Here is a 22,047-nt window from a genome sequence, read left to right as displayed (position 1 = left end):
CGCGATGATAGTTGTGCGCGCCATCCAGCTGAAACTCTGCTAATTCAGTGCTCGCCGCACACCGCTCCTTTTGGCCAACAGGACGCTAGTCGGTCGCGTTGGGTCGGCCGTAATCTGCACGCAGCGATGTCGGGTCGATCGAGAAGGTCGAGACGAGAAAATTGTCGGAACGGCTGATCCGATAACTCTGACGCATCACAGCCGCCCCAAGAAAGCTGCGGAAAACGGCGCCGCGGCCCAACAAACGGGCCCATGTCGGCGCGATCTGCAGCAAGCGTTCGTTCGATTTCGATCAATTCTTTCGCTGTGAGCGCCATCGTGGCTTCTCTTCGACTAAAAGGCTGGTCCCTTATGGCCAGAACAGACGCTCAGGATCGGCGTTCAATTCGTCGATTGCAGAAGGCAAGCGGAGGTAAAGGCTGTAAAATTCCCAGATTCCTTGGGCATGATTCTTCCGAAAAAGCTTCCAGATCCCGCTCACGGTATCATAAAGAATTAGGGCGACATCGATGAGAGCGCCATCCGTGTCGATGTTGCGCGAGCAACAAGGGCTCTCGACGAGGTAGCCGCCCCTCACCGGCCCCACTTTCGGCGAGACGTAAAGATAGCGCTTGCGCGCGCTCAAGCCGCGCTCAATTCGTTTGCGGTCGAGCTCGTTTGGGTGAGGCAGCAGCTCCGTCTTTGCTTTCCTCATCAGCGCAGCATTCATGGCGAAAGCCTCCTTCAAAGCACTGTTATTTCTTCTTCAAGACAGCCGATGAGCAGCGCCTCACCAAAATCGACAATATAGACCGGCACGTTCGCTTCGGTGTGGATAGCGACTTTGATGATTTCTCCGGTCGCTCCGGCGGCGAGCAAAACTCCCTCGGGCTCCGCGTTCGGAAATGAGCTGTCGTTGGTGAGGTCGACTGCGGCTTTGACTCGCTGGCCGCGTCGATATTTCGGAACGCCTTGCTGAGTCATGTCTCCTCCGGTAATGGCAGATCATCAATCTCCTGACAGGTCTCCACCGGCTCTAGCTCCTTGCGTTTCATGCCAACGCGGTGGCCGCTGTCCAGAAATTCCACACCGTAGATGTAGAATTGCTGCAAGAAAGTGCCGATCGAGACGACGTAACCCACCTCCCCCTTCTTGACTAAGACGTCACCAATTTCCTTGCCGGGATAGGTGCCATCGTTTCGGATGGTGCGATTGGCACGGAGCTTTTGGCCAAAGCTGAAGACGGGTGGGTCGCTGAGCTCGACGATGTCGCTGTCACGAAGAATGCTGTTCATATACCCCTCCTATGCGCCGCTCCTCTGCAGAGGCAGAGAAGCCGCCTAGCTCACGCGGGCAACACTCTGCATCATTTCGTGCTCACGCGCCGTATCGTCAATCACATCGACGATGGGAGGGTTGCCTCGGAAGCCGCTCTCGTACCACGAAGCGCCCTCGGACAGCCGAGATGCCGCCAGGCCGTGCTGCCGACGCAACAGCACGACCGCAGGACAATACAGAGCAGTCGCCGTCCGCAAGGGCGCGAAGGCCGGCGCCTGCGACGTCGCCAGCCCCGAGGGCGACGCTTGGGACGGATTCAGCACCAGGTCTTGGCATGCCGCTCATGAGACCTCACGCATTAGCCCGGCGCTTGATAGCGAGGCAAGGACCTGTCAACCACGCAGGTATTGTCGACCGGACAGGCGGCTACACATTGCGGCTCGTCATAATGGCCAACGCATTCGGTACATTTCGTCGCTTCAATGACAAAGTGCCCCTCCTTCTCCGATATAGCAACGTTCGGACATAAGGGTTCGCAGGCTGAGCAGCCCGTACACTGCGAGGCGATGATTTTGAACGGCACATATTCCCCCTTACGCCGCAGAGATCCGAGCTCCCAGCGGAATCGCAGCGTCGCCGCGCTCCACATGCTGGATCTCCCCGCGCTTCACCTTGTCAAGATAAGATCTGAACCAAGCGATTGCCGACTTCTCAATGAATTCATGGGCGAATTGATCGACCGGCTCGATGCCCGCCTTGATCAAATTGCTTTTCGGGCAGCCGCCAATCTTGGCCACGAACACCGCATGGCAGTCACGGATTCCGCGCACGATGGTGGAAAGTCTATCTTCCTCGCCATAACCGCCCTGGCAGTAAACCTCCACACGGCGTAGGCCAACGAGTTTGGCGCCGGATGTAGAAAGCTCGTACACTTGGAATTCTTTTGCATGCCCAAAGTGCTCGTCGATCAACCCCGAGCCCTTGGTTGCCACCGCCACCAGAAGAGTGATCGCGCTCATCTCTCCGGAAAGCTTCTCAAGCTCCTCTTGGCAGGCCTCGGCTTTGGAGACGCGCTCATTCTCTACCCTTTGCTGATATGCCTTGCGCATCTCTAAGTCATATTGGACGTCCATTTTCATCACCTGATCAGTGGTGAACTCTGGGCTGCGGTCGTCCCCGAGTAGACCAACCGCATCGGCGCGGCACTGGCGACAATGCCGCATCATGTTTATCTGTCCTTCGCAAGCATCTTGCAGCGCTTTCAGTTCTTGCGCCGTTGGGCCGCGCTGACCGCTGAGGCCAAATGCTGTGCCATGCTCGGGTGCGGAGATCAGCGGCATGATATTGTGAAGGAAGGCACCGCGCGATGTGACCGCCTTGTTGACCTCGACCAGGTGGTCATCATTGATGTTGGGGATCATCACCGAGTTTATCTTGCACAGGATACCCCGTTCGCTAAGCATCTCGAGGCCTTTCAGCTGGCGATCAGTGAGTATCTTTGCCGCCTCGATTCCCGTGTATCGCTTGTGGTTGAAGAAGATCCACGGATAAATCTTGGCTCCGATTTCGGGATCAACCATGTTGATGGTGATGGTGACGTGGTCAACCTTGGACCTGACGATGGTATCAACATAGTCCGGCAGTGCGAGTCCGTTGGTGGACAGACACAGCTTGATGTCGGGAGCCGCCTTGGTGACCAGCTCGAATGTTTCGAACGTCTTTGCTGGATTGGCCAGAGCATCGCCCGGTCCAGCGATGCCAAGCACTGTCATCTGCGGAATGGCGGTCGCGACCGCGAGCACTTTTCTCACCGCCTGCTCAGGGGTCAGCTTCTCGCTCACCACGCCCGGACGCGATTCATTGGCGCAGTCGTATTTTCGGTTGCAGTAATTGCACTGGATGTTGCAGGCAGGCGCGACCGCGACATGCATGCGAGCGTAATGATGGTGCGCGTCTTCGCTATAGCAGGGATGGTTTTTGACCTTTTCCCAGATTTCGGTCGGCAGATCGCCTTGGCCGGCCTTCGAGCCGCAGTTCGGCTGCCCGGTCTTCGCCGAAGCGCAGCAGCCCTTCTGATCGGTGGTGGGCTGCATCATCTTGCCGTGATTTACTGCAGCTTTGACATATGTTCCGCGTCCGACGACCGCGTTCATTCGCTTTTTCCCCTGGAGACATCGTCGCCCTCCCAGGACCATCCTTGAGCGAGCCTCAAGAAGCCGGGTAGCAACTTGCATGCCATGGCCAGAATGATGCATTCGCAGCCGCAGGCCATCGAGTCAGCGCAACGTTAGCACTGGCGCATGCAACAACAGCAATGATGAGCTTGTTGGCAAAGCGACAGATACGTCGCCATCCTCACCCAGAGCTCCATGCCTTGCGCATTCATTCTCGCGCTAAGCTCACCCGAACCCGGCTCCATCCAATGCGTTTGCCGCGTTGCGGTTCTCGCAAGCCCGATACACGCTGGGGGATCCGGGCTCGACAAGGTCAGTAGTGGCTACCACGGATCCTGCTGGACGCCCAGCGACGGGGCGCAAGATGGAGTGTAACCGCCTCGGCTCAACTGAGCGAGCGATTGTCCGCGTCATCAATTCCGTTGCGACAGCCCTATGTTTGCTAATTTCGATATGCTGGGTCGCCGCTGACCGCATTGCCCGTAACTCGCTGCGGCGGCGCAAACTTACTGGCGAAGAAGCCGGCCAATGCGTCTGGCGTGGTCGGCAGAACGGATCTGCGCCATTCAGCGTGGCCAGGACGATATGGAACGATGCTCGGGGCCCTCAAACCAACGAGAGCGCCCCACGCAGCCGCCGCAACGACAAAGTCGATCTGCGGGAGTGTCTTCACGGATCGCGCCCGGTCTCGTCCCGTTTTTTCGCATTGATTGTGATCGGCAACCGGGTGTCCCTTGCCATCTCGGGCAAATCGAGCACCCAACCATTAGCCACTTTGATCCAGCCGCCCCATAGCGTCTCGTACTCGGATTCCACGATTGGCTCTTCGAGATCCTTTTTTGGCACGTAGATGGACAGGCCCTCCGGAGACCGGCGGATCATGATTTTCACGAGGTCTACTCCTTAACTGTGACGCGGGCGATGGCGCGCATGCGAGCCACAATGTCGGACACAGCGCACACGACCTCATCGACCTCCGCGAAGGAGGTCTCACGCGACAGAGAAAAGCGCACGGCGCCGCGCATCCGCCATCTCGGCACCCGCATGGCGGTCAGAACATGCGATGACTGCATTGAGCCGGCGGCGCATGCTGATCCGAGCGACACGGCTATGCCTGCCCGATCGAGATGGTGGGCGATGGCTTCGCCTTCGAGATGGTCGAAGGCTATATTGGCGGTGTTCATCAACCGGTTGCGGATATCGCCGAGCACAACGCACCCCCCATTGCGCAAGATTCCGTGTTCAAGGCGGTCGCGCAAAGCGCCAATGCGAACTCGATCAGGTTCAAGCCGCTCCGCCGCAAGGTCGGCAGCTTTTCCCAGGCCAACGATCCCGGGAACATTCTCGGTCCCGCCGCGGCGCCCTCGTTCCTGTGATCCGCCGCAGATTAGCGGCCGGAATTTAGTTCCTTTGCGCAAATATAGTGCGCCGACCCCCTTGGGGCCGTGCAGTTTGTGCGCGGATAGCGACAGCATGTCGATCGCGCTGTCCTTTAGGTTCAAGCGCACCTTACCAATGGCCTGGACCGCATCTGTGTGAAACAGCGCGCCCGCCTCACGGGTCAATCCGGCCAGAAACTCCACAGGAAACATCGTTCCGGTCTCGTTATTGGCCCACATAACCGAGGCAATCGCTGTGCGTGGCCCAAGCGCGCAGCGAAACGCCTCGATATCGAGCCGCCCGCAATCATCTACGGGTACTATGTGCGTCTTGATTCCCCATGTCACCAATTGCTGAGTTTGCGCAAGTACAGCGGAGTGCTCAACCGAAGTGGTGACAATCTCGTCTCGCTCTTCCTGCGTCGCCAGCGCAGAGAGGATCGCGGCATTATTGGCTTCGGTCCCTCCTGAGGTGAAGACGATTTCATGATCGTGCGCGTTACCTAACAGGTCCCTCAGGCTTCGCCGGGCCTGCCTCACAGCAACTGCGACGTCGTTGCCGAAGGCATGCGTCGAAGAGGCATTGCCGAAGTTCTCAGTGAAGAACGGCAACATCGCTTGCACGACGGACGGATCAGTCCGCGTCGTTGCATTGTTATCGAGGTAAATCGGCACTCGATCTTTGCTCAATTCACCGCCCCACCTGTACCAGCAACGAGGATTAGCCGACTAAATCCGCGGATTTTATCCACCAGCCGCGCCTGCGCACCTCCCACGCTCGCCCCCGAAAGCTTACACGACGTACAGGGACCGGCCAGCCGAGCCATGAACATGCTGCCATCGATGCCGATCAGCTGCCAGTCGCCACTGTGGAGTTGCAGATGAGGCATGATATCTTCGAGCGCGCCGCGAATGCGACGCTGTCGTAATGGACGACGATTGCCTCAGTTCTTTTGGCTCGACCGGCGCATTCGATGTTTTCTCCTCATCACCTGGACAATGTTTTTCATCAGCAGAACGATTTCCCGCAGGAGCAGTTCGCGGTGGCGTTCGGGTTGTGAAAAGTAAATCCAGAGCCCTCCAGCGCCACGACGAAATCGATGGTCGTACCGAATAGATGCTCGCAGCTCTTGCTATCGACGAACACCTTCAGCCCATCGCATTCGATCACGGTGTCGTCAGGCTTCGGTTCCTCGGCCAGACCCATCTTGTATTTGAATCCATTGCAGCCGCCTGCTTCAATGATGACGCGCAGACCGCCGGACGGGCGCGTGGACGATGACATCGCACTCTTGATTGCATTCACTGCGCTATCGGTCAGGTTGATCACGTCTTTCCCTCATCAGCTTGAACATAGCCAAGAGCAAGTCACGTGCCAGCGCGCAGACGCTTAATGATGCGCGCCTCGTACGTTGGCTTTGGAACAGGTGTCGGGTTTCTTACAAGCTACTTGAGGCGGTGCCAGCCAATCACGCGCTCTCTTCTTAGGCCGGGCCGCTACGCTGCGGCGGCAGGCAATTTGCATCGCATCTGGCACCGACCAACGGGTCGGTGAAGAGCTTAGATCGAGGACTAATTTAATGACTGCAATCGAGAACACCGCACTCGGCAGATTTGAGAAGGAGGGCCGCCTGCTCAACGCCGTACTCAAAGGTGCGACTACCAAGCCGGGCCGGTTCGGCTTTCGTGGCGACGTCGCACTGAAGTTCCAGGCTCAGGTCGCGGACGAGAAGCGACCGCCGGACTATTCGATCGAGCAGGTTCTGACCATCGCGCAGGACGGAGAACGCACTATTCCGGTGCTGGCCGGATACCTACACTCCTTCGCGTATCTTGCTGACGTCGCGACCGTCCTTGACGGCGCCTTGAGCCCAACCGGAAGCTACTTCATGTTTTGCAACAACATCGATTTGCTGGCGAAGTACAGAGTGAAGTTCGGCGATATTAACTTCCACGTCTTACCCTGCGATGAATCCACCGTTTGGAAGGAGATGATGGACCTGGTCGGGCTGAACAAGGACGACATCAAGAAGCTCGATCCGCGCGGTAAGCTTGATTACCTCCTCGATGCCGCAAAGGATCTCGATCTGTCCTATGAGGAGATCTCTTACGACGACGGGCTAAAGAGGATGGAGCCGGTGAAAAACCGCAACGAGAACCGCCCGGTCTGAGGCGGTCTTCAGTTGTTGGGCGATGCATCGTCTTCGACAAGACGCACGCCGAGGACACAGATATCACCATCCAGAACTGCCAACGCGATCGGCGTGAGCGTTCTACCCTGACATGGACCTTCGACACACCGGCCGGTGCCGAGTTCGAAGGTCGAACCGTGCTTGCCGCACATCAGTCGGATACCGTATGGGTCCAGGAATTGGTTCCGCTCCCAGTCCAAATTGACGCTGTTGTGAGGGCATTTATTGACATAGCCGAGTACCTTTTTGCCCCAGCGCACCACAATGATGGACCACGGTCGGTGATTGCCATCATCATCGACGACCATAAGATGGAATCCCATGGCCTGGCGGCTCGGAATGTCGTTAAAGCCGCAAATCGCATAGATCGCGTCTGGCTGCATTCATCGCTCGTTTATTGCAAAACGTTCTTCATTAGTCGCGTGCAATCGAGCCTGCAAGAACTGTACAAGTGTCGGAACGTGTTTCCGGCAATCCAACCGCAAGCTTCGCCGCCTCATTGGCGTTGACGCACAATTCAGAACAATTCGCAGGAGCATTGAGCCTTGCTGCCCTTTCCATGCCGGGCTGCGCAGCTACAGCTTTCGCGCTCCAACCTTTCTGGACCATTTGCCGGACTGCTAAACTCGATGGCTGGTTGCTGCTCGCTAATCGTCACGCTGCGGAAGGCCCGGTTCCGATGCCCTGCGACCGTATCCATCGCGGCATCGCAAGTGCCTTCCCAGAAAGTGAACGCTCGCTCCCCGCCCGCGAGGGGCGCCCGAGGCGAACGTGCGCCCCCTTTTAGGCTAGCCCTTGCGCCCGCGCGTGGAACGGCGAAATGTCCGTCATTTCCGGCCCGCAGCTGCTGTTGCAGCCACTTTACTCCACGAAGAGCTCCCTACTAAGAGCGTGCTCCAAGTAAAGTGAAGGCTCATCGTCTGAGAAATCCGACTCGAACCTTCCCTCAGTATCGATACCACCGCCTTCAGCTTTCGAAAGATACTTCGTCGCCGGTGAAGAACGGCTGAGCGAACGAGGTAGAATCGCACTTTGTCGTTGTGGACTGGTTTGCAACTGCGGGGTTTTAGTGCACCGGGCATCGGAGCCTTGGAATTTCATTTTCAGTTCCGTCGAATCGCCGCCAGCCATAATTCCGTCGTCGCACGAAGGTGGCGATGCGGCCGAAGAACGTGTTTCCAGTACTTCACCGGCGAAGAGTTCTTTCAGCACGCCTCCCCGCACGAGCGCTGGGGACCTGAGCCACTGGCGCAAGCGGCCGACAAGCTGGAGGTGTTGCAGGCCAACAGCCTGCGGGTGGCGCACGAGGACGGCACGTTATCGAATCAGGACCTCAGGCGGGTCACGGTCGACACTACTGTGCAGCGAAGGCCATCACCTTCCCCACCGACCAAGCTGCTGCCCCCGGGGATCAAGGGGATCAGCCGCCTGGCGAGCAAGCCCGGGGTCAAGCTCCGGCAGTCCTATCTTGGTATTACCAACACCGCGGCAATGATGGCTTCCGGCTACGCCCTTGCAAGCAATTCAAGCGGCATCACCGCCAGTTGCGCATCCTGCGCAGCCGGCTGGGCCGGATCATCCGCGAGATCCGCCGCAAGATCGAAGGTCAGTCTGCGCTCGAGAACGCGTTCACCCTTCTGCTTGGAAGGGCCACGCAAATTCGCGCGCAGCGGCAGCGCCAGCGCGGCTGCAGCTGCATTCTTTCCACGCCTCGGACGCGAAGTGCCTCGGCGATGGAGGGGCGCCAGTGCACCTGATATTTCGGTGCACCCGCGCCGCGCCTTCATCTCTGGCCAAAAGCACGGGGTCTTCGGCATCATCAAGCGCGAGCTGCGCCGCCCCTCCGCCATCGAACCCGTCATAGGACAACTGAAGGCCGATGGTCACCTCGGCCGCTGTTACCTCAAAGGCCGCGCCGTCGGCGCCGACAATCACCCTCTCCGCCGTCGGCCACAACTTCGGCCGCATCCTCACCTGGCTGAGCACTCTTTGGCGCACCACCATCATTGTTGCCCTCAGCGACCATCATCGCTGAAAACGGCTTCCTAACGAAGACCACGTATGCGTTCAAGAACGAGGACGGCGTGTCCCAGGCGCCGGCACCAGCCTATATCATCGCGAAGAAACTACCTCGCCGAGCCTGGCTATCGACTCCCGATCGAAGAAGGTGGCTTACTTATTGGCCTGGCCCGAGATGACCGAACCTTCGAGCTTCGCTAGACTATGCGGAAATGTGAGTGATGACGGCCTGAGATAGGCGGCGTATCGAGGCGGGTGTCGAATGCCGCCAAAACCTCTCCAGGAGAGCGATACGCCATGAATGACACTACCAATACTGTTCCATCAGGCGCGAGCTCCTGATTGACATCAAGCAAAGCGCGGGTTGCAGATCGGCCCGGAAATTGCCGTCGGCGACGGCGCGCTCGGCTTCTGGAAGGCTTCCCGGCACCCGACACCCGCGATGCTAGGTGCACAACACCGTCAATATCGTGGACAAGGTACCGCTCTCGGTGCAAGCCGCCAACAGAGGGATTCGCGCCAAGTCTATTTGGCGCCGAATCGGACGTCCGCCCGCAGCGGCAATCGACGTCTTTGCGAACAATACCGCGCCAGATGCGGACGGGCAGACGAATGATCGCCGCAATCGTCGTCTCACCATGAAGAAAAACGCTAGTCTATCTCATTCGTCGTTCGCAGTTGATCGCAATGCTCGGCAGGGAAGTCGTAGAAGGCCAGCAGGGTTTCGCGGTCCTTGACCAGGCTCGTGGCCAAGTTTGACCGTCCCGCAGAGAGACCATATCATTTCCAGGTTGCTTATCCTCGATCGGATTCATGATCACTTCATGGTTCTCTTTGAGCGCCCGCCGCCGCTCTTACGGGCTCTGCTTTGGTGCATTGACGATGTCGCCGACTGTATCAAGATGCCCCGCTCAAGCAGGATTGGTCGGTAGACCGCCGCCCTAGCCAACCGCGGTGGGGGAGCACCGGGCGGCGCAGCGCCAGCGGCAGCTGAGGGCTAAGCCGCGTTGGCGGCGAGCGGCCCAGCGCTGATCGGGCAGCACTCTGGGCGCGATCCCGCCGCCTGACGCAAGCGCGTGTTGAAGTGGCGAGCCATTCCTACAGCAACATACTCAATGAGCTCGAGTAGCCACCGCTTTCAGGCCCGACCTCGTCCACAGCGACTATTCGGCAGCCGACCCCGGGCCTAGATTGAGGCGCTCGAAGTACCAAGACGTGTCATCGCCTGACGACTCTGTCTCATCACTTGCTTCACTCGAAGCTCGCTCGATGTTCGCCTGAGCACCACTACTCTCGGCGGCAAGATATCCTTCAGGTTTGCCTACACGTTGCCATTTACCTTCGTCGTTATGCGTCCACTTGTCGGGATGCTGGTGAGGATCAAGTACCCAGTGATTCTTATCACTCACAGGAACAAAGCCCATCTGAGCCAGACGGGACTCGATGCCTGGGAACGCAGGTTTTGACATTATCAATGCTTGTTCGCCGTCTTGCCGAAGCTGATGTTCAAGTAGAATATCGCCAGCGTTCTCGACGAGCGGATGAGTAACCCGAAGATCTACTTGGGATGTGACCGCGTTGCGACCGGGAAACTGGGCGCTGAATCGCCTTCCTCCTACCCGAAGTCCGCCTTCTGTCCTCAGAAGCCCGACAGTTTTGTCACCCAAGCGATAGGCGTAATATCGCGCCTGGTCGGTGTCTTCGTCGGTGTGACCATAGGTTCTAGCAATGTTTGCCGCGCGCTCAGCTTTTGTGGATATGAAATCCGAGTACTCCAGTGGACGCTCGGCAATGTACTTGATGTCGTCGCCATAGAAGGCCTTCACTTCTTCCCCGAACTCATCACTGTCGATCTCTTTGATCGGAGGTTGGGAAGTTACAGAGTACGGCCGTGTCGCTGCCTGAGACGAACTTTGGCCAGCATCGGGCGCCATGCCTGCAAGCCTTTCCGCAAAGCCCTCGTCATCTGAATGCCTTGCTTCATCAGCCTGGGTAGCGCTTGTGGATTGGCTAGATGAGCCAACAATTCGGCCATACATCGGATCGCTCTCCTGTCGGTACGGTTTGGGGGTCCAGAGCTCGCGTTGCTCGAGCTCTACCGAGGATGGTAAGATGTCTAGCTGACCACGAGCTGACGCGCCGAGGTTGAGCATCTGTCGCCGGCTCTTGTGAGAGGAAGCTAACTCCTCGTCAGTGAAGAGCGGCTAAGCAAATGAGCTAGAACCGCATCTCATCGTTGTGGACTGATCTGCGAAGGCTCGGTCTTGGTGCACCGGGCATCGGAGTCTTGGAATTTCATTTTCAGGAATCCGTCGAATCGACAGCCATAATTCCGTCGCATCGGATGTGGCGATACGGCCGAAGAAGCACAGGACGACGGGGGTCGGGCAATCTGTTCCGGGCCAGGCTGGACCAGATCGTCAATATGAAGCACGCGCGGTTCAGCTCGCCGGCAAGGTCGATTGGGACTGGATCGACATCCGCCGCTGTACAGCGAGAACGGCCGGCGCGCCGCAGGTCCACGAGCTTGTTTCGAGCAGGCGGATCGAGCCACACAACCTGCGAATGCAACGCCGCAAACTGCTCGCGACGCTCGGTCAGCGGCAGTTGGGCATCCTGCGCGCCTAGCCAAAGACCCTTTGGCGTCTCTTCCTGACCGCCGATGGCACTGAGTTCCGGCCAGAGATGCGCGCCGGATGAGGCAGTCTTAAACCACACCAGATGCGCCTTCGGCTGAACAAGCGTCCCCGCCGGGACGAAGGTGTTGGCAATCTTAAAGTCGTCCCTGCTCCTTGTGGAGACGACCGCGGAAAGAACTATGAACCCGGCAGTGGATCACGTTTACTATCGGGGTTGACACCGTGCCTGCGATTAAAAGAACTCGTAGGCCTGTCGACCCGCTTCCACACGTCGTTCTCGTTCCTCGTCCACACTTCGGGGTGCTGGTTAGGATCAAGCACTCAGTGGTTGCGGCCCACGTGAACAACACCCAGTTCCGCTAGACGGGCTCCATGCCTCTCCTTGCAGGACGTGACAAGACCAACGGATGATCGCCCTCCTCTCGCATTTGATGTTCCAGGAAGATATCGCCCGCGTTCTCGCGCGGATGAGTAACCTGAAGACCTACCACGACGTGATATCGTTGCGGCCCAGCTGTTCCTGAAAATGCTCTCCTTCAATCCGAGCCGGGCCTGCTGCTCTTAAAGCTGCTGCTCCTAAAGGCCCCGGAGAGCTGCCTTCGCTCATGCAGCTTCGGCTGCAGCTGAAACGTGGGTCTGGCAGTCGGCCGGGCAAACCCTGGCGCACGCACCGCAGCCGATGCAGGCACCCTGATCGTTCAGGACCATGATCTTCTTCTCGATCTCATCGTCCTCGTCATTGTCGAGGTCGATAAGTTCGCCTTCCTCGTTGATTCCTTTCAAGGTCATGACATCTCGACCGCACACCTTGAAACAGCGGCCACAGCCGATGCATTTCTTTGCATCGATCGTGATCAAGTATTGTGGCGTCCAGTCGCGTCCGTCTCGTGTTTGAAACGACATGCATTGCTCCCTCTAGGTATTCTCCAGCGCCTTTAAGGCGAGGCTCTTGCGCTCAAGTTCGGCATAAGCATCGTACGCCTTCTGCGCGACCACCATGATCGAGGTCCAGTTGATGGGCAGTTCTTCCGAAAGGTCGTGCAGATCCATCTTGGCCTGAATCGCCTTGGCGGACACCTTCCTTAGTTCGGCCTTCAGTGTTTCACGATCGCTCATGAGTGTGCATCCTCAATAGTTCGCCACGTCAGGGAATTTCCGAATCAGGTCAACTCCATCCCTGACATACTTATCCCCCTCCTGAGCCAGCTTGACGAAACTGTCGAATCCGAAGCGATGCACGTCGCGCAGCTGCTTGTTTACGGCGACCAACCGCCCTGCGATGAGCACTATGCGCCCGAAGCCTTCATGATGCAGCTTCAGAATCGGCTGAATCATAACGCCGGTCTCCCTCTCTACTGACAGCGCAACTGCATTGAAGAACAGCTCAAGCCGCCACAGTGTCTTGGCATCGGGATCACCGATAATCGGCAATGCGCGCCGCTTCTCCATGTTCAGGATATAGGGTTCGAGCAGATCACGATCGCTCTTCCCTTCCCAGGCTCCGTTGGTATCCTGAGCACGCCAAATCTTGACCAAATCGATGAGGAATGGCGCGTCGACCGGGCTGGCCTGCTGCTCTATTTTTGCGGTCATATCACCTCATTCATCAAACTCGAACGTTCTCCCCTGGTCCTTTGCCATGACCTTGCGCAGCCAGGGAGGTGGTGTGCCCTTCAGCACCCGCTCGAGTTTTTCTAGGAGCACTAGAATGTTTTCTGGTTTGCTCACCTTGATAGGATGGATTTTGTTGGCCACCACTCGCGCAGCCGCTGCACCACCAATGGCAGCGACGTAAAGGATTGCGCAATCCTTGATAGCCTCGATCTTTGGCGCCAACTTATCATCGCTGCCGTCTTCCTTAAGATCGCCATCAAACTCGATCGCTTTAACAAACACGTGCCCGCCAGGAGCGACATCGTAGATTGCGATATTCTTTGCCCAACCAAAATGAGCATCGACGCGTCTCAGGTCCTGAGTGGCAAACGCAACTTTCATGCAACCGACCTCTCAGCCGCGACGGTGGAGCTGCGATGGCCCGCGCATCGTGGCAGTACGCGCCCAGTCCGCCACTTATCGGGCGTAGGCTGATCGTTCTCGTCGCGATGCGCGATCACGAGATTCGCGATTTCGAAGATCACATTCCGCGTACCACGGTAGCCTACCGATAGCTGGTGTCCCGCGCCAAGTCGATCGAATATCGGAAAACCTGCGCGATAGAACGGCACCTTCAGCCGCGCCGCCGCTTGCCTTCCATGCGAATGCGTGATCAGCAGATCGCAGTTGTTCTTTTTGGCAAGGCCTTCCAGATCTTCGAGATCGCCAATGATTACCTCCTTGGTCTTGATCCGTTCGATCACCTCCGACTGAGTAGTCGTCACGGCAACGGCCACCTGCGTGCCCATATCGTTCAGCATGCCGGACAAATCAAACAGAAGGTCTGGCTCAGCACCGATTGCGAGCTTGCGACCGCCAATATGGAAGTGCGCATCCAGCATGGCATCTGTGAGCTGACCGCGCTGGCGTCGATATTTCAAGGGTATCGGGCGGCCGCTGATCTCACTCAAAAACGTCATGAACTCATCATTCGGACAAAGGCCACACAGCCGCTCGAAGACACGAAAAGGCACGCCGGTCTTTGCCTGCATGACCTCTGCAGCTCGCCGCATCTGCGCACCGATTGCAATCGTCCACCCGGCGCGACCCATATCCGCAATTTGGCCGACGCCGATGCCGCCGATGGTCGTTGGCGTAAACTCATCCGGGATATGCCCATCGAGCGATCCCGCCAGGTCAGGGAGGAAGGACGGAGACAACCCGAAATCCTCCAGTATGACACGGAGTTCATCAAGATCGCCGGGCGTGAGGTGACATCCCGGCAGAACATTCACCCTCGATGGATCCCTCAGGCGACTGGCATTTGGCCCATCCACCAGCACCTCCACAATGCGCGCGACAGCCTTCTCCCAGCCGTCCTGGAACGCACCCTTGAAATCAGGTGTCGAGACGTAAACGAGCGGCAACTTTGCGAGTTGCGGATGCTTGCTCCGGATCAGCTTGAGGTAGGCATCCACATCGTCGCCGTTGGTCTCGGTGACACCAGTCGAGCAGATTCCGATGACCTTTGGCTTAGCTCGCTTGTAGATGTTCAGTATCGCCTGCTCGAGATTCTCATAACCACCCAGTACAGTCGTGACCTCACTCATCGCGGTGGTCTGCAGCGGTACAGCCTCTTTGAAATGCCGGACAAAGAGCGTGAGCCCGAAGGATGTGCACCCCTGGGAGCCGTGCAGAAGCGGCACTGCCCCGCCCAGCCCCATGAAGGCGAATGCGCCGCCGATCGGCTGGCTCATCTTCAGCGGGTTGACAGCGCAGGCTTTTGTTGGCGTCGTGACGATGGCCATGACGCCTCCCTACTCTGCGGCCTGCCGCATGGCAGATGGCTCGGACACCAAGATCTCCTCGATACGTCTTTGACAGCAGCCACCGACCGCATTGGTATGCTCCCTGACCGCTTCGACGCTCCTCAGGCGATGCGCGTAGATTGCATCCTCGATCGTGCCCAGATCGACCCTGTTGCACATGCAGATCTTCCTGGCGCGGCGCGACTTTTCGGCGAGCGCCGGGTCGGCGAGCGCGGTCGCGGGCGATTGCATCTGCTCCATCGCCTTGGCCAACGCCTCCCATGGCGCAGGTCGACGTAGCTGCTTCCACATCGGACTGGAGAGCGACTTATCGATCTCCTCCACCAGCTTGACCATTCCGACATAGCCCATATAGGCGTGGCAACGCTCCTGGTTGATATCGAGCCAAGGCACCGCCGCTTTCAGCGCGACGAACTGCGACTTTCCGCCTGATAGCATGATGTCCGCCTTTGCGCCCTTCAGCATCTCGTACATTTCGCGCGGCGTCATATTCTCGATCATGTGGGCATCATGCCCCATGAGCTCCTTAATGCGCTCCTTATCTTCCTTGGTCGATTTTTTTACGCTGGTGCCGACTACCTCAAGCCCGGCTTCCTGGAGTGCCGCAACGACCGACCATGACTTGACGCCGCCGGTCATTAACAAGGCCTTTTTGCCTTCGAACCGTGGCTTATACGGCTCGATCGCACCCCAGGCCCACGCTTCCTCGCGCGCGATCAACGCTTCGGTGCGCCCGAGCAGATCTGTCGGGGCGCCGCGTTCAACCAATAAGCGGGCAATCTGCCGTAGCGATTCGCTCGAATCTTGAATACCGTAGAAAGAACCCTCGAAGAATGGAATCCCGTAGCGTTGCTCCATCTTGCGTGCGACGTTGATCATGGACTTTGAGCACACCAACATCGACGCCCGTGCGCGATGAGATGAAGCGACTTCGCGATATTTGCCGTCGCCTGAGATGCAGCAGAGAATTCGCACTCCAAGCTCATCTAGTAATGGCTTCACTTGCCAGAGCTCGCCCGAAAGATTGTATTCTCCGATCAGATTGATGTCGTACGGGGTGGTGTAGTCCGGTTCTCGTGTACCGATCACATAGTCAAGCAAGGCCTCGCCGGCCAGCTTGTTGCCGAGGTTCTTCGAACCGACGAAGCCCGGAGAATTGATCGGGATCACCGGCTTTAGAAATCTTCGAGATGCCGCCTTGCAGACTGCGTTGATGTCGTCGCCGATCATCGCCGGGATGCAGGTTTGATAAACGAAGATGGCGCACGGATCGTACTTGTCGATGATCTCCTTGATCGCCTTGCAAAGCCGCTTCTCGCCTCCGAATACAATATCGGTTTCGCTCAAATCGGTTGTGAATGCGGTGCGCCACAGATCCGAGCCGGACGACACCGCACCCCGATTGTCCCAGGAATTGCCCTCGCACGCGATCGGACCATGTACCAAGTGAGCCACGTCGGTGAACGGCTGCAGCGCAACCTTGGCGCCATCGAAAGCACAGCCCCCGGCAGCACTACCCGGCTGCAGCTGTTTGGTGCAGCCGTTCCTGCGTTCAGCCTCCGACTTACTGCCATTCTTGGCGCAGCCCGGCTCGTCGAAGATATTCTGGACCGTGGCCGCTAGTGAACTCATCCTGTTTCCTCTCAGGGCGAACAAATTGCAAAGTCAACGACCATGTGCTCGTGCCATCGTCCATTGCTTGGGCGATGGCACGCGCAGTCGCTCATCAGCGAATGATGTCGAAGCTGTAGTCCGTTTTGCCAAGAACGTTGGTGTTTTTGTCGATCTCGTCGAAGATCTTGTCCAGGATCTTCACCAGCACATTCAGGCCGCCCTGATAGCCCCATAGGGGGGAGCGGTGATGATGATGCCGATCAAAAATCGGAAAGCCGATGCGGATCAGTGGCGTTCCGGTATCACGCTCCAGGTACTTCCCGTAGGTGTTGCCAATCAGAAAATCGACGGGCTCGGTAAACAGAAGTGAGCGCATGTGCCAGAGGTCTCGGCCGGGATAGGCTTGGCAGCCCTGTCCAAATGGCGAGCTTGCAAGCAGCGCCTGCATTTTTTCCTGCCAGGCCTTGTTGCCGTTGGTAGACAGCACATGGGTCGGTTCGGCGCCGAGTTCGAGCAGAAACGCAGCCAACCCATAGCAAAGATCCGGATCGCCATAGATCGCGAACTTCTTGCCATGAACATGCGCGCTGGAGTCGGCGATGGCGTCCACCAGGCGGCCACGTTCTCGCGCAAGTTGCTCGGGAATCTCCTTGCCGCTGAGGCGTGACAGCGCGACGATGAAGTCATCCGTTGCAGATAAGCCCACCGGGTAGTTGAAGGATACGACGTCCTGGCCATGCTCCGCCACGAATGGCAGCGTCTTTTCCGTGCACCACTGTTGCATGGAGATAGTCGCCTTGGCATGAATCGCGTTCGCCGCATCCTCCAGCGTCGTACCACCGTCATACATCCGGAATTCGCCGTCGGTCGGAGTATCAAAGACTTCCGAATTGTCGGCGAGAACCGTATGCTGGATGTCCATCAATTCCAAGATGCGCTTGATCTCGCGAAGGTTCCCAACGGTACAGCCATCGAACCCGCCAATGATGTTGATCGCCCCATTCGGTTTGCGCTCAAGCTTCGGCGCTGTTCCGGCCTTGCCGTCCCAAAAATGCTCCAGAATGCCCTTGAGCGCATTGTCATAGCCGGTGACGTGGCTGCCGACGAACGCCGGCGTGTGGGCGAACGGCACGTCGAAGTCCGCCGGAACCGAGCCTTTTTCTTTCGAAGTCTTGATGAAGGCGTTGAGGTCATCGCCGATCACCTCGGCCATGCAGGTTGTCGAAACCGCAATCATCTTGGGCTTATACATGTTGTAGCTGTTCGCGAGCCCGTCGATCATGTTGTTCAGACCGCCGAATACGGCAGCGTCTTCCGTCATTGACGAAGAGACACAGGAGCTAGGCTCCTTGAAGTGCCGCGACAAATGACTGCGGTAATAGGCCACACAGCCTTGCGAGCCGTGGACGAAGGGCAACGTGCGCTCAAAGCCAACAGATGCGAATACGGCGCCAAGCGGCTGGCACGCCTTGGCCGGATTTACCGCTAGCGCCTCTCGCGCGAAGTTTTTCTCGCGATATTCGGCGGTTTTCGTCCATTCCTTGATACGTTCGACCTCGGCGGGATGGCGAGGGTTCTCGAATATCTTCTTCTTGGCCAGCATCTGCTGGTATTCTGGACCGCGGAACAGTTCGACATGATCGATCACGTGCTCGGCACTCTGCGCCATTGGTGAAATCCTTCACTATCGTCGAGATTGGTATCGCCCGGCTTTCCCAAGCGAGATGAGTTGCTTTATTCCGCAGCCTGGAGCTTGGCCCTCGAAGCTTCCTTCCAGGGGGCCTTCGTTTTCTTCCAAATCGGCGAGTTGACAGCCATGTCCATGTCGCGCGCAAAGATCGCGAATCCGTCATAGCCGTGATATGGACCCGAATAGTCCCAAGAGTGCATCTGCCGGAACGGCACACCCATCTTTTGAAAAACGTACTTTTCCTTGATACCCGACCCTACAAGGTCAGGCTGGAGCTTTTCAACGAAGTGCTCGAACTCATAGCCATTGACGTCATCGTAGATAAGCGTGCTGTCCTTCACGTAGTGCTGAGCTGTGCGCTGATAGTCATCGTTGTGACCGAACTCGTATCCGGTGCCAATGACTTCCATCCCCAGGTCCTCATATGCGCCAATAACATGACGCGGACGGAGCCCGCCGACGTACAGCATCACCGTCTTGCCCTCCAAGCGAGGCCGATATTTAGCGATCACCGCATTCACGAGCGGCTGATACTTCTGGATTACCCGCTCGGCGCCTTCCTGGATCTTGTCGTCAAAATAACCCGCAATCTTGCGCAATGACTCTGCGATCTTTGATGGTCCGAAGAAATTGTACTCGCACCACGGGATACCGAACTTCTCTTCCATGTGGCGTGAGATGTAGTTCATCGAACGGTAGCAATGCAGAATGTTAAGCTTTGCCTTCGGCGTTGCTTCGAGCTCAGCCAGTGAGCCGTCGCCGGACCACTGCGCGATTACCCGCAGGCCCATCTCCTCCAGCAGAATTCGTGATGACCAGGCGTCGCCGCCGATATTGTAGTCTCCGATAATCGCAACATCGTACGGCGTCGGCTCGAACTTGGGTTTGCCATCGCCCTCGAGATGGCCGAAAATCCAATCGCGCACCGCATCGTTCGCAATGTGATGGCCCAGTGACTGCGACACGCCCCGGAAGCCCTCACAACGGACCGGCACGATGGTCTTGCCGCCATATTCCTTGGATTTCGCTCGTGACACGGCTTCGATATCGTCACCGATCAATCCGATCGGGCATTCCGATTGGATCGTGATGCCGTTGCTAAGTGGAAACAGCTCTTGGATTTCATCAAGAATTTTGACCAGTTTTTTGTCGCCGCCGAATACGATGTCCTTCTCCTGGAAGTCGGAGGTGAACTGCAGGGTCACAAAGCTATCGATACCCGTGGTGCCAACGTAATAGTTGCGACGCGAGCCCCACGAATACTGACCGCAGCCGACGGGGCCATGGCTGATATGAACCATGTCCTTGATTGGTCCCCAGACCACCCCCTTTGACCCTGCATAGGCGCAGCCTCTGATCGTCATCACGCCAGGTATGGATTTGATGTTGGACTTCACGCCGCAGTCTGACTTTCCGGCCTGGTGAACATTGAGGTGCTTGGCACGCCGTTTCGCGGTTTTCTCCGGATAGACCTTCAGCACCTCCTCGATCAGCTCTTTGTTGCGAGCCCTGATTTCTGCGGTGCTCTGGGTCGTGGCGAGACTCATCTGATGTCCTTCAAAGGTTAGCTGTTGCGAGGGCGGCTTCTTGATCCAAGACTTTTGCAACCAGCATGCCAGTGTCTCGCGAGCACCAAAACTGCAACAATGAAAACTACTTAGCGAGCCTCGTGCGGTGACACGGGCGTTGTTGCGAATCCGACATCACGCTTTCGCAGAGAACTCTTGGTGTGGCCCCGTTCGAAATGGAACAAGGCGGGCTCTGCCTGAAATTCCCTACCCAGTTCTGGATCTTATCCGCGACTGCAGCGCTCTGCGATTGAAGGCGGAAGTCGGCCGCAAGGCCGGCTGGCCGACACAGGCTTGCCAATGCTTCTATACTTACTGAAACCTACAGATGCTCACCTGCTGCGATGATGATGACGTGCACGATCCATGCTGCAGAGCTCAACGCGAGCTGCCTCGCCACGTGAACGCTCGCCAGGTCACGCGAGCAGTTGCCACGGCCTGATAAGGGCACGCACAGCACATCGAGCTCTTCGCATGTATTGTAGTCCAAGGGACACACGGCACGTCGCCAGCAGGCCGAAACACTTGAGCAGCGGCATCGCACAGTGCGCCCCCGCCCGCACGGCTACACCGGCGCGGTCAAGGATGGTGGCAATATCATGCGCATGTGTTCCCTTCACTTCAAACGAAATGATCGGCCCTTCTCGGCCGGCGTCCCGATCATGCGCACGAAGTTGATGGCCTGAGCCCCTCCTCCGGGTAAGCGAGCAGTATCTTCTCGGGCGTGTGGATCTGCACCTTGCCTATTGAATTGATGTAATCGACAGCGGCGCCGAATCCGATGGGCTTCGACGATCGGCGGCGTACCCGCTTTGAACCGGTGTGGCGGATCGCCGTAAATGACACTGGAACGCGAACTCGCGAATCATCTCCCCGTCGCCATTGGCGGGCGACATCGAGGCCAGTGCTCAGACTTGCCGTAAAGTACCCCGACCCCAGTCGGGCCATACAGTTTGTGACCCGTCATGACTTAGAATTCGCAATCGATGTCGCAGAAGTCGGCGTTCAGATGGACGCATTCCTTGCGAGCCGTCGACCCGGCGAACGCAAGCGGTTGATTGCGTTGGCGACGATACGCAGCGCGTTGATGTCGAGGCTAGCATCGATCTCGTCGAGGACGCAGAGGCTCGGCTGGAACAGCGCCATCTCCAAAACTTGGTTGCGCTTCCTCTCGCCACCGAAGAAGCCGACATTGAAGCCGCGCTTGAGCATGTCCTGGGCAGCCGCGCGCCTTGCGCTGGGCGTTCAGTGCGGCCCGCAGGAAGTTCATTGTAGTCACGCCGCAAACTCGACCGGATACTGGAATGCTAGGACGCCTCAAACGCCGGAGAATCGGTCTGGCGCAGGGTCGTCACCCAGATCACGCGCGCCACCTGCTGGGTCGGGTTGTCGAACATGTGCGGCACGATGCTCGGAAAACGAAAGCTGTCGCCGGCTTCCAGCACATGGGCCTGGTTGTCGAGCCAAAGCCGCAGGCTGCCCGAGAGGATGTAGCCCGCCTTCTCGCCGGTGTGCTGCAGGAAGTCGGTGCCGGAGGAGGCGCCGGGATTGAGCGTGAGCTCGTAGAGCTCGAGCTGGCCTTTGCCTTCCGGGGTCAGCGCTTCCTTGACGACGCCGCTGGCGGTGAGTCGCAGCAGCCGCCGGTTGGACTTGCGCACGATGTAGCGCTGCCCGTCGGCGGGATCGCTGCTCTCGAAAAAATAGGAGATGGGGACGTCGAGCGCGATGCCGAGCAGGCGCAGCGTGCGGATCGAGGGCATCGCGCGTGCGCGTTCGAGCTGGCTGATCATGCCGGTGGACAGGCCGGTCTTGTTGGCGACGTCCTGGATCGAAAGGCCGGCGCGCTGCCGCAGCAGCCGCACGGTTTCACCCAGGCGCTGGTCGACCGCATCGTCAGCTTCGATCGCCGAAGCGGCCTTGGTGACGTTGGTATCGCCGCGACCATCCATGTCGCTCTCCCGTGCATCATCTCAGCCTCGGGCATCGCGCCCCCGGCTTCAGTCGGAGTGAAAAGCTGGCGCATTCTAGCAATGCGGTGACGGCTGTATTTAGTCGTGAAGAACTTTTGCTAGAAAAATTTAGAAGCACTAAAG

Annotated in this window: 23 protein-coding genes and 4 pseudogenes; 3 read left to right on the top strand and 24 right to left on the bottom strand. The window is 57.9% G+C overall.

The window, feature by feature from the left end; genetic code table 11:
* Window positions 1-85 precede the first annotated feature (85 nt).
* The 10 genes from ABIA45_RS34920 to ABIA45_RS34875 all read right to left on the bottom strand — a co-directional run bounded on the left by ABIA45_RS34920 (window position 86) and on the right by ABIA45_RS34875 (window position 6,140).
* The gene (locus ABIA45_RS34920; protein WP_225124649.1) at window positions 86-274 is read right to left on the bottom strand and encodes a hypothetical protein; all 189 of its coding nucleotides are present in this window, start codon (window positions 272-274) and stop codon (window positions 86-88) included.
* Between the two features lie 75 nt (window positions 275-349).
* Window positions 350-709, bottom strand: coding sequence for a DUF3024 domain-containing protein (locus tag ABIA45_RS34915; protein ID WP_050991954.1), 360 nt, complete (start codon window positions 707-709; stop codon window positions 350-352).
* 14 nt (window positions 710-723) lie between these two features.
* Entirely contained in the window at window positions 724-963 is a 240-nt protein-coding gene (locus ABIA45_RS34910) for a nitrogen fixation protein NifZ (protein WP_036014885.1), read from the bottom strand.
* A complete protein-coding gene (locus ABIA45_RS34905) occupies window positions 960-1,274 on the bottom strand; it encodes a nitrogen fixation protein NifZ (RefSeq protein ID WP_036014887.1) in 315 nt (104 codons plus the stop codon). Before ABIA45_RS34905 ends, ABIA45_RS34910 begins: the two co-directional genes overlap by 4 nt.
* Window positions 1,275-1,615: 341 nt before the next feature.
* Complete coding sequence (locus ABIA45_RS34900) at window positions 1,616-1,840, bottom strand: 4Fe-4S binding protein (protein WP_225124650.1); 225 nt, start codon at window positions 1,838-1,840, stop codon at window positions 1,616-1,618.
* A gap of 10 nt (window positions 1,841-1,850) precedes the next feature.
* On the bottom strand, window positions 1,851-3,410 hold the full coding sequence (gene nifB, locus ABIA45_RS34895; protein ID WP_370157566.1) for a nitrogenase cofactor biosynthesis protein NifB: 1,560 nt from the start codon (window positions 3,408-3,410) through the stop codon (window positions 1,851-1,853).
* A gap of 690 nt (window positions 3,411-4,100) precedes the next feature.
* A complete protein-coding gene (nifT, locus tag ABIA45_RS34890; protein WP_370157565.1) occupies window positions 4,101-4,322 on the bottom strand; it encodes a putative nitrogen fixation protein NifT in 222 nt (73 codons plus the stop codon).
* Window positions 4,323-4,327: 5 nt separating this feature from the next.
* On the bottom strand, window positions 4,328-5,500 hold the full coding sequence (locus tag ABIA45_RS34885; RefSeq protein WP_370157564.1) for an aminotransferase class V-fold PLP-dependent enzyme: 1,173 nt from the start codon (window positions 5,498-5,500) through the stop codon (window positions 4,328-4,330).
* On the bottom strand, window positions 5,497-5,724 hold the full coding sequence (locus ABIA45_RS34880; RefSeq protein ID WP_370158051.1) for a NifU family protein: 228 nt from the start codon (window positions 5,722-5,724) through the stop codon (window positions 5,497-5,499). The genes ABIA45_RS34885 and ABIA45_RS34880 overlap by 4 nt, the downstream gene beginning before the upstream one ends.
* 95 nt (window positions 5,725-5,819) lie before the next feature.
* Window positions 5,820-6,140: an iron-sulfur cluster assembly accessory protein gene (locus tag ABIA45_RS34875; protein ID WP_225124653.1), complete on the bottom strand. Its 321-nt coding sequence runs from the start codon at window positions 6,138-6,140 to the stop codon at window positions 5,820-5,822.
* Window positions 6,141-6,390: 250 nt separating this feature from the next.
* On the opposite strand from ABIA45_RS34875, the gene ABIA45_RS34870 reads away from it, so the two are divergent.
* Window positions 6,391-6,981 (top strand): hypothetical protein, encoded by a 591-nt coding sequence (locus ABIA45_RS34870; protein WP_036014903.1) that lies wholly within the window; start codon window positions 6,391-6,393, stop codon window positions 6,979-6,981.
* An 8-nt stretch (window positions 6,982-6,989) separates the two neighbouring features.
* On the opposite strand, the gene ABIA45_RS34865 is transcribed toward ABIA45_RS34870, so the two are convergent.
* Together ABIA45_RS34865 and ABIA45_RS34860 are read right to left on the bottom strand one after the other, a co-directional pair.
* Window positions 6,990-7,385 (bottom strand): Rieske 2Fe-2S domain-containing protein, encoded by a 396-nt coding sequence (locus tag ABIA45_RS34865; protein WP_036014905.1) that lies wholly within the window; start codon window positions 7,383-7,385, stop codon window positions 6,990-6,992.
* Between the two features lie 478 nt (window positions 7,386-7,863).
* Window positions 7,864-8,214: a hypothetical protein gene (locus tag ABIA45_RS34860; RefSeq protein ID WP_370158107.1), complete on the bottom strand. Its 351-nt coding sequence runs from the start codon at window positions 8,212-8,214 to the stop codon at window positions 7,864-7,866.
* Here ABIA45_RS34860 and ABIA45_RS34855 point away from each other — a divergent pair.
* A pseudogene (locus tag ABIA45_RS34855) lies at window positions 8,179-9,037 on the top strand (IS5/IS1182 family transposase); the annotation flags it as partial. The gene ABIA45_RS34860 and the pseudogene ABIA45_RS34855 overlap by 36 nt on opposite strands.
* Window positions 9,038-10,184: 1,147 nt before the next feature.
* Here the strand turns inward: ABIA45_RS34855 and ABIA45_RS34850 are convergent.
* Window positions 10,185-11,174 (bottom strand): host specificity protein, encoded by a 990-nt coding sequence (locus tag ABIA45_RS34850; protein WP_404655053.1) that lies wholly within the window; start codon window positions 11,172-11,174, stop codon window positions 10,185-10,187.
* A gap of 199 nt (window positions 11,175-11,373) precedes the next feature.
* Here ABIA45_RS34850 and ABIA45_RS34845 point away from each other — a divergent pair.
* Window positions 11,374-11,528 (top strand): annotated as a pseudogene (locus ABIA45_RS34845) (IS5/IS1182 family transposase); the annotation flags it as partial.
* A gap of 735 nt (window positions 11,529-12,263) precedes the next feature.
* On the opposite strand, the gene fdxB reads toward ABIA45_RS34845, so the two are convergent.
* From fdxB to ABIA45_RS34790, 11 genes and pseudogenes are all read right to left on the bottom strand, one after another.
* Window positions 12,264-12,563 carry a ferredoxin III, nif-specific gene (fdxB, locus tag ABIA45_RS34840; protein ID WP_036014911.1) on the bottom strand — a complete coding sequence of 100 codons (300 nt, stop codon included), beginning with the start codon at window positions 12,561-12,563 and terminating at the stop codon, window positions 12,264-12,266.
* A 12-nt stretch (window positions 12,564-12,575) separates the two neighbouring features.
* Window positions 12,576-12,776 (bottom strand): CCE_0567 family metalloprotein, encoded by a 201-nt coding sequence (locus ABIA45_RS34835; RefSeq protein WP_036014914.1) that lies wholly within the window; start codon window positions 12,774-12,776, stop codon window positions 12,576-12,578.
* A 12-nt stretch (window positions 12,777-12,788) separates the two neighbouring features.
* Window positions 12,789-13,253, bottom strand: coding sequence for a NifX-associated nitrogen fixation protein (locus tag ABIA45_RS34830; RefSeq protein ID WP_225124657.1), 465 nt, complete (start codon window positions 13,251-13,253; stop codon window positions 12,789-12,791).
* Between the two features lie 6 nt (window positions 13,254-13,259).
* Window positions 13,260-13,655, bottom strand: coding sequence for a nitrogen fixation protein NifX (nifX, locus tag ABIA45_RS34825; RefSeq protein WP_036014919.1), 396 nt, complete (start codon window positions 13,653-13,655; stop codon window positions 13,260-13,262).
* Window positions 13,652-15,061 carry a nitrogenase iron-molybdenum cofactor biosynthesis protein NifN gene (nifN, locus tag ABIA45_RS34820; RefSeq protein WP_225124658.1) on the bottom strand — a complete coding sequence of 470 codons (1,410 nt, stop codon included), beginning with the start codon at window positions 15,059-15,061 and terminating at the stop codon, window positions 13,652-13,654. The genes nifX and nifN overlap by 4 nt, the downstream gene beginning before the upstream one ends.
* A gap of 9 nt (window positions 15,062-15,070) precedes the next feature.
* A complete protein-coding gene (gene nifE, locus ABIA45_RS34815; protein WP_036014924.1) occupies window positions 15,071-16,714 on the bottom strand; it encodes a nitrogenase iron-molybdenum cofactor biosynthesis protein NifE in 1,644 nt (547 codons plus the stop codon).
* A 94-nt stretch (window positions 16,715-16,808) separates the two neighbouring features.
* Window positions 16,809-18,365, bottom strand: a complete 1,557-nt coding sequence (gene nifK, locus ABIA45_RS34810; RefSeq protein WP_370157561.1) for a nitrogenase molybdenum-iron protein subunit beta — start codon at window positions 18,363-18,365, stop codon at window positions 16,809-16,811.
* Between the two features lie 65 nt (window positions 18,366-18,430).
* A complete protein-coding gene (gene nifD / locus ABIA45_RS34805; RefSeq protein WP_404655052.1) occupies window positions 18,431-19,933 on the bottom strand; it encodes a nitrogenase molybdenum-iron protein alpha chain in 1,503 nt (500 codons plus the stop codon).
* A gap of 463 nt (window positions 19,934-20,396) precedes the next feature.
* Window positions 20,397-20,991, bottom strand: a pseudogene (locus ABIA45_RS34800) (aminotransferase class V-fold PLP-dependent enzyme); the annotation flags it as partial.
* Window positions 20,981-21,265: pseudogene (gene sufC, locus ABIA45_RS34795) on the bottom strand (Fe-S cluster assembly ATPase SufC); the annotation flags it as partial. The pseudogenes sufC and ABIA45_RS34800, both read right to left, overlap by 11 nt.
* Window positions 21,262-21,903: a cupin domain-containing protein gene (locus tag ABIA45_RS34790; protein ID WP_370157560.1), complete on the bottom strand. Its 642-nt coding sequence runs from the start codon at window positions 21,901-21,903 to the stop codon at window positions 21,262-21,264. The pseudogene sufC and the gene ABIA45_RS34790, both read right to left, overlap by 4 nt.
* Window positions 21,904-22,047 lie beyond the last annotated feature (144 nt).

Origin of the sequence: Bradyrhizobium sp. USDA 336 (assembly GCF_044908355.1) — a bacterium.
Classification (GTDB): Bacteria; Pseudomonadota; Alphaproteobacteria; order Rhizobiales; family Xanthobacteraceae; genus Bradyrhizobium; species Bradyrhizobium yuanmingense.
Note: the sequence above shows the minus strand (reverse complement) of the source record. Positions and strands in the feature narration are given on the sequence as shown.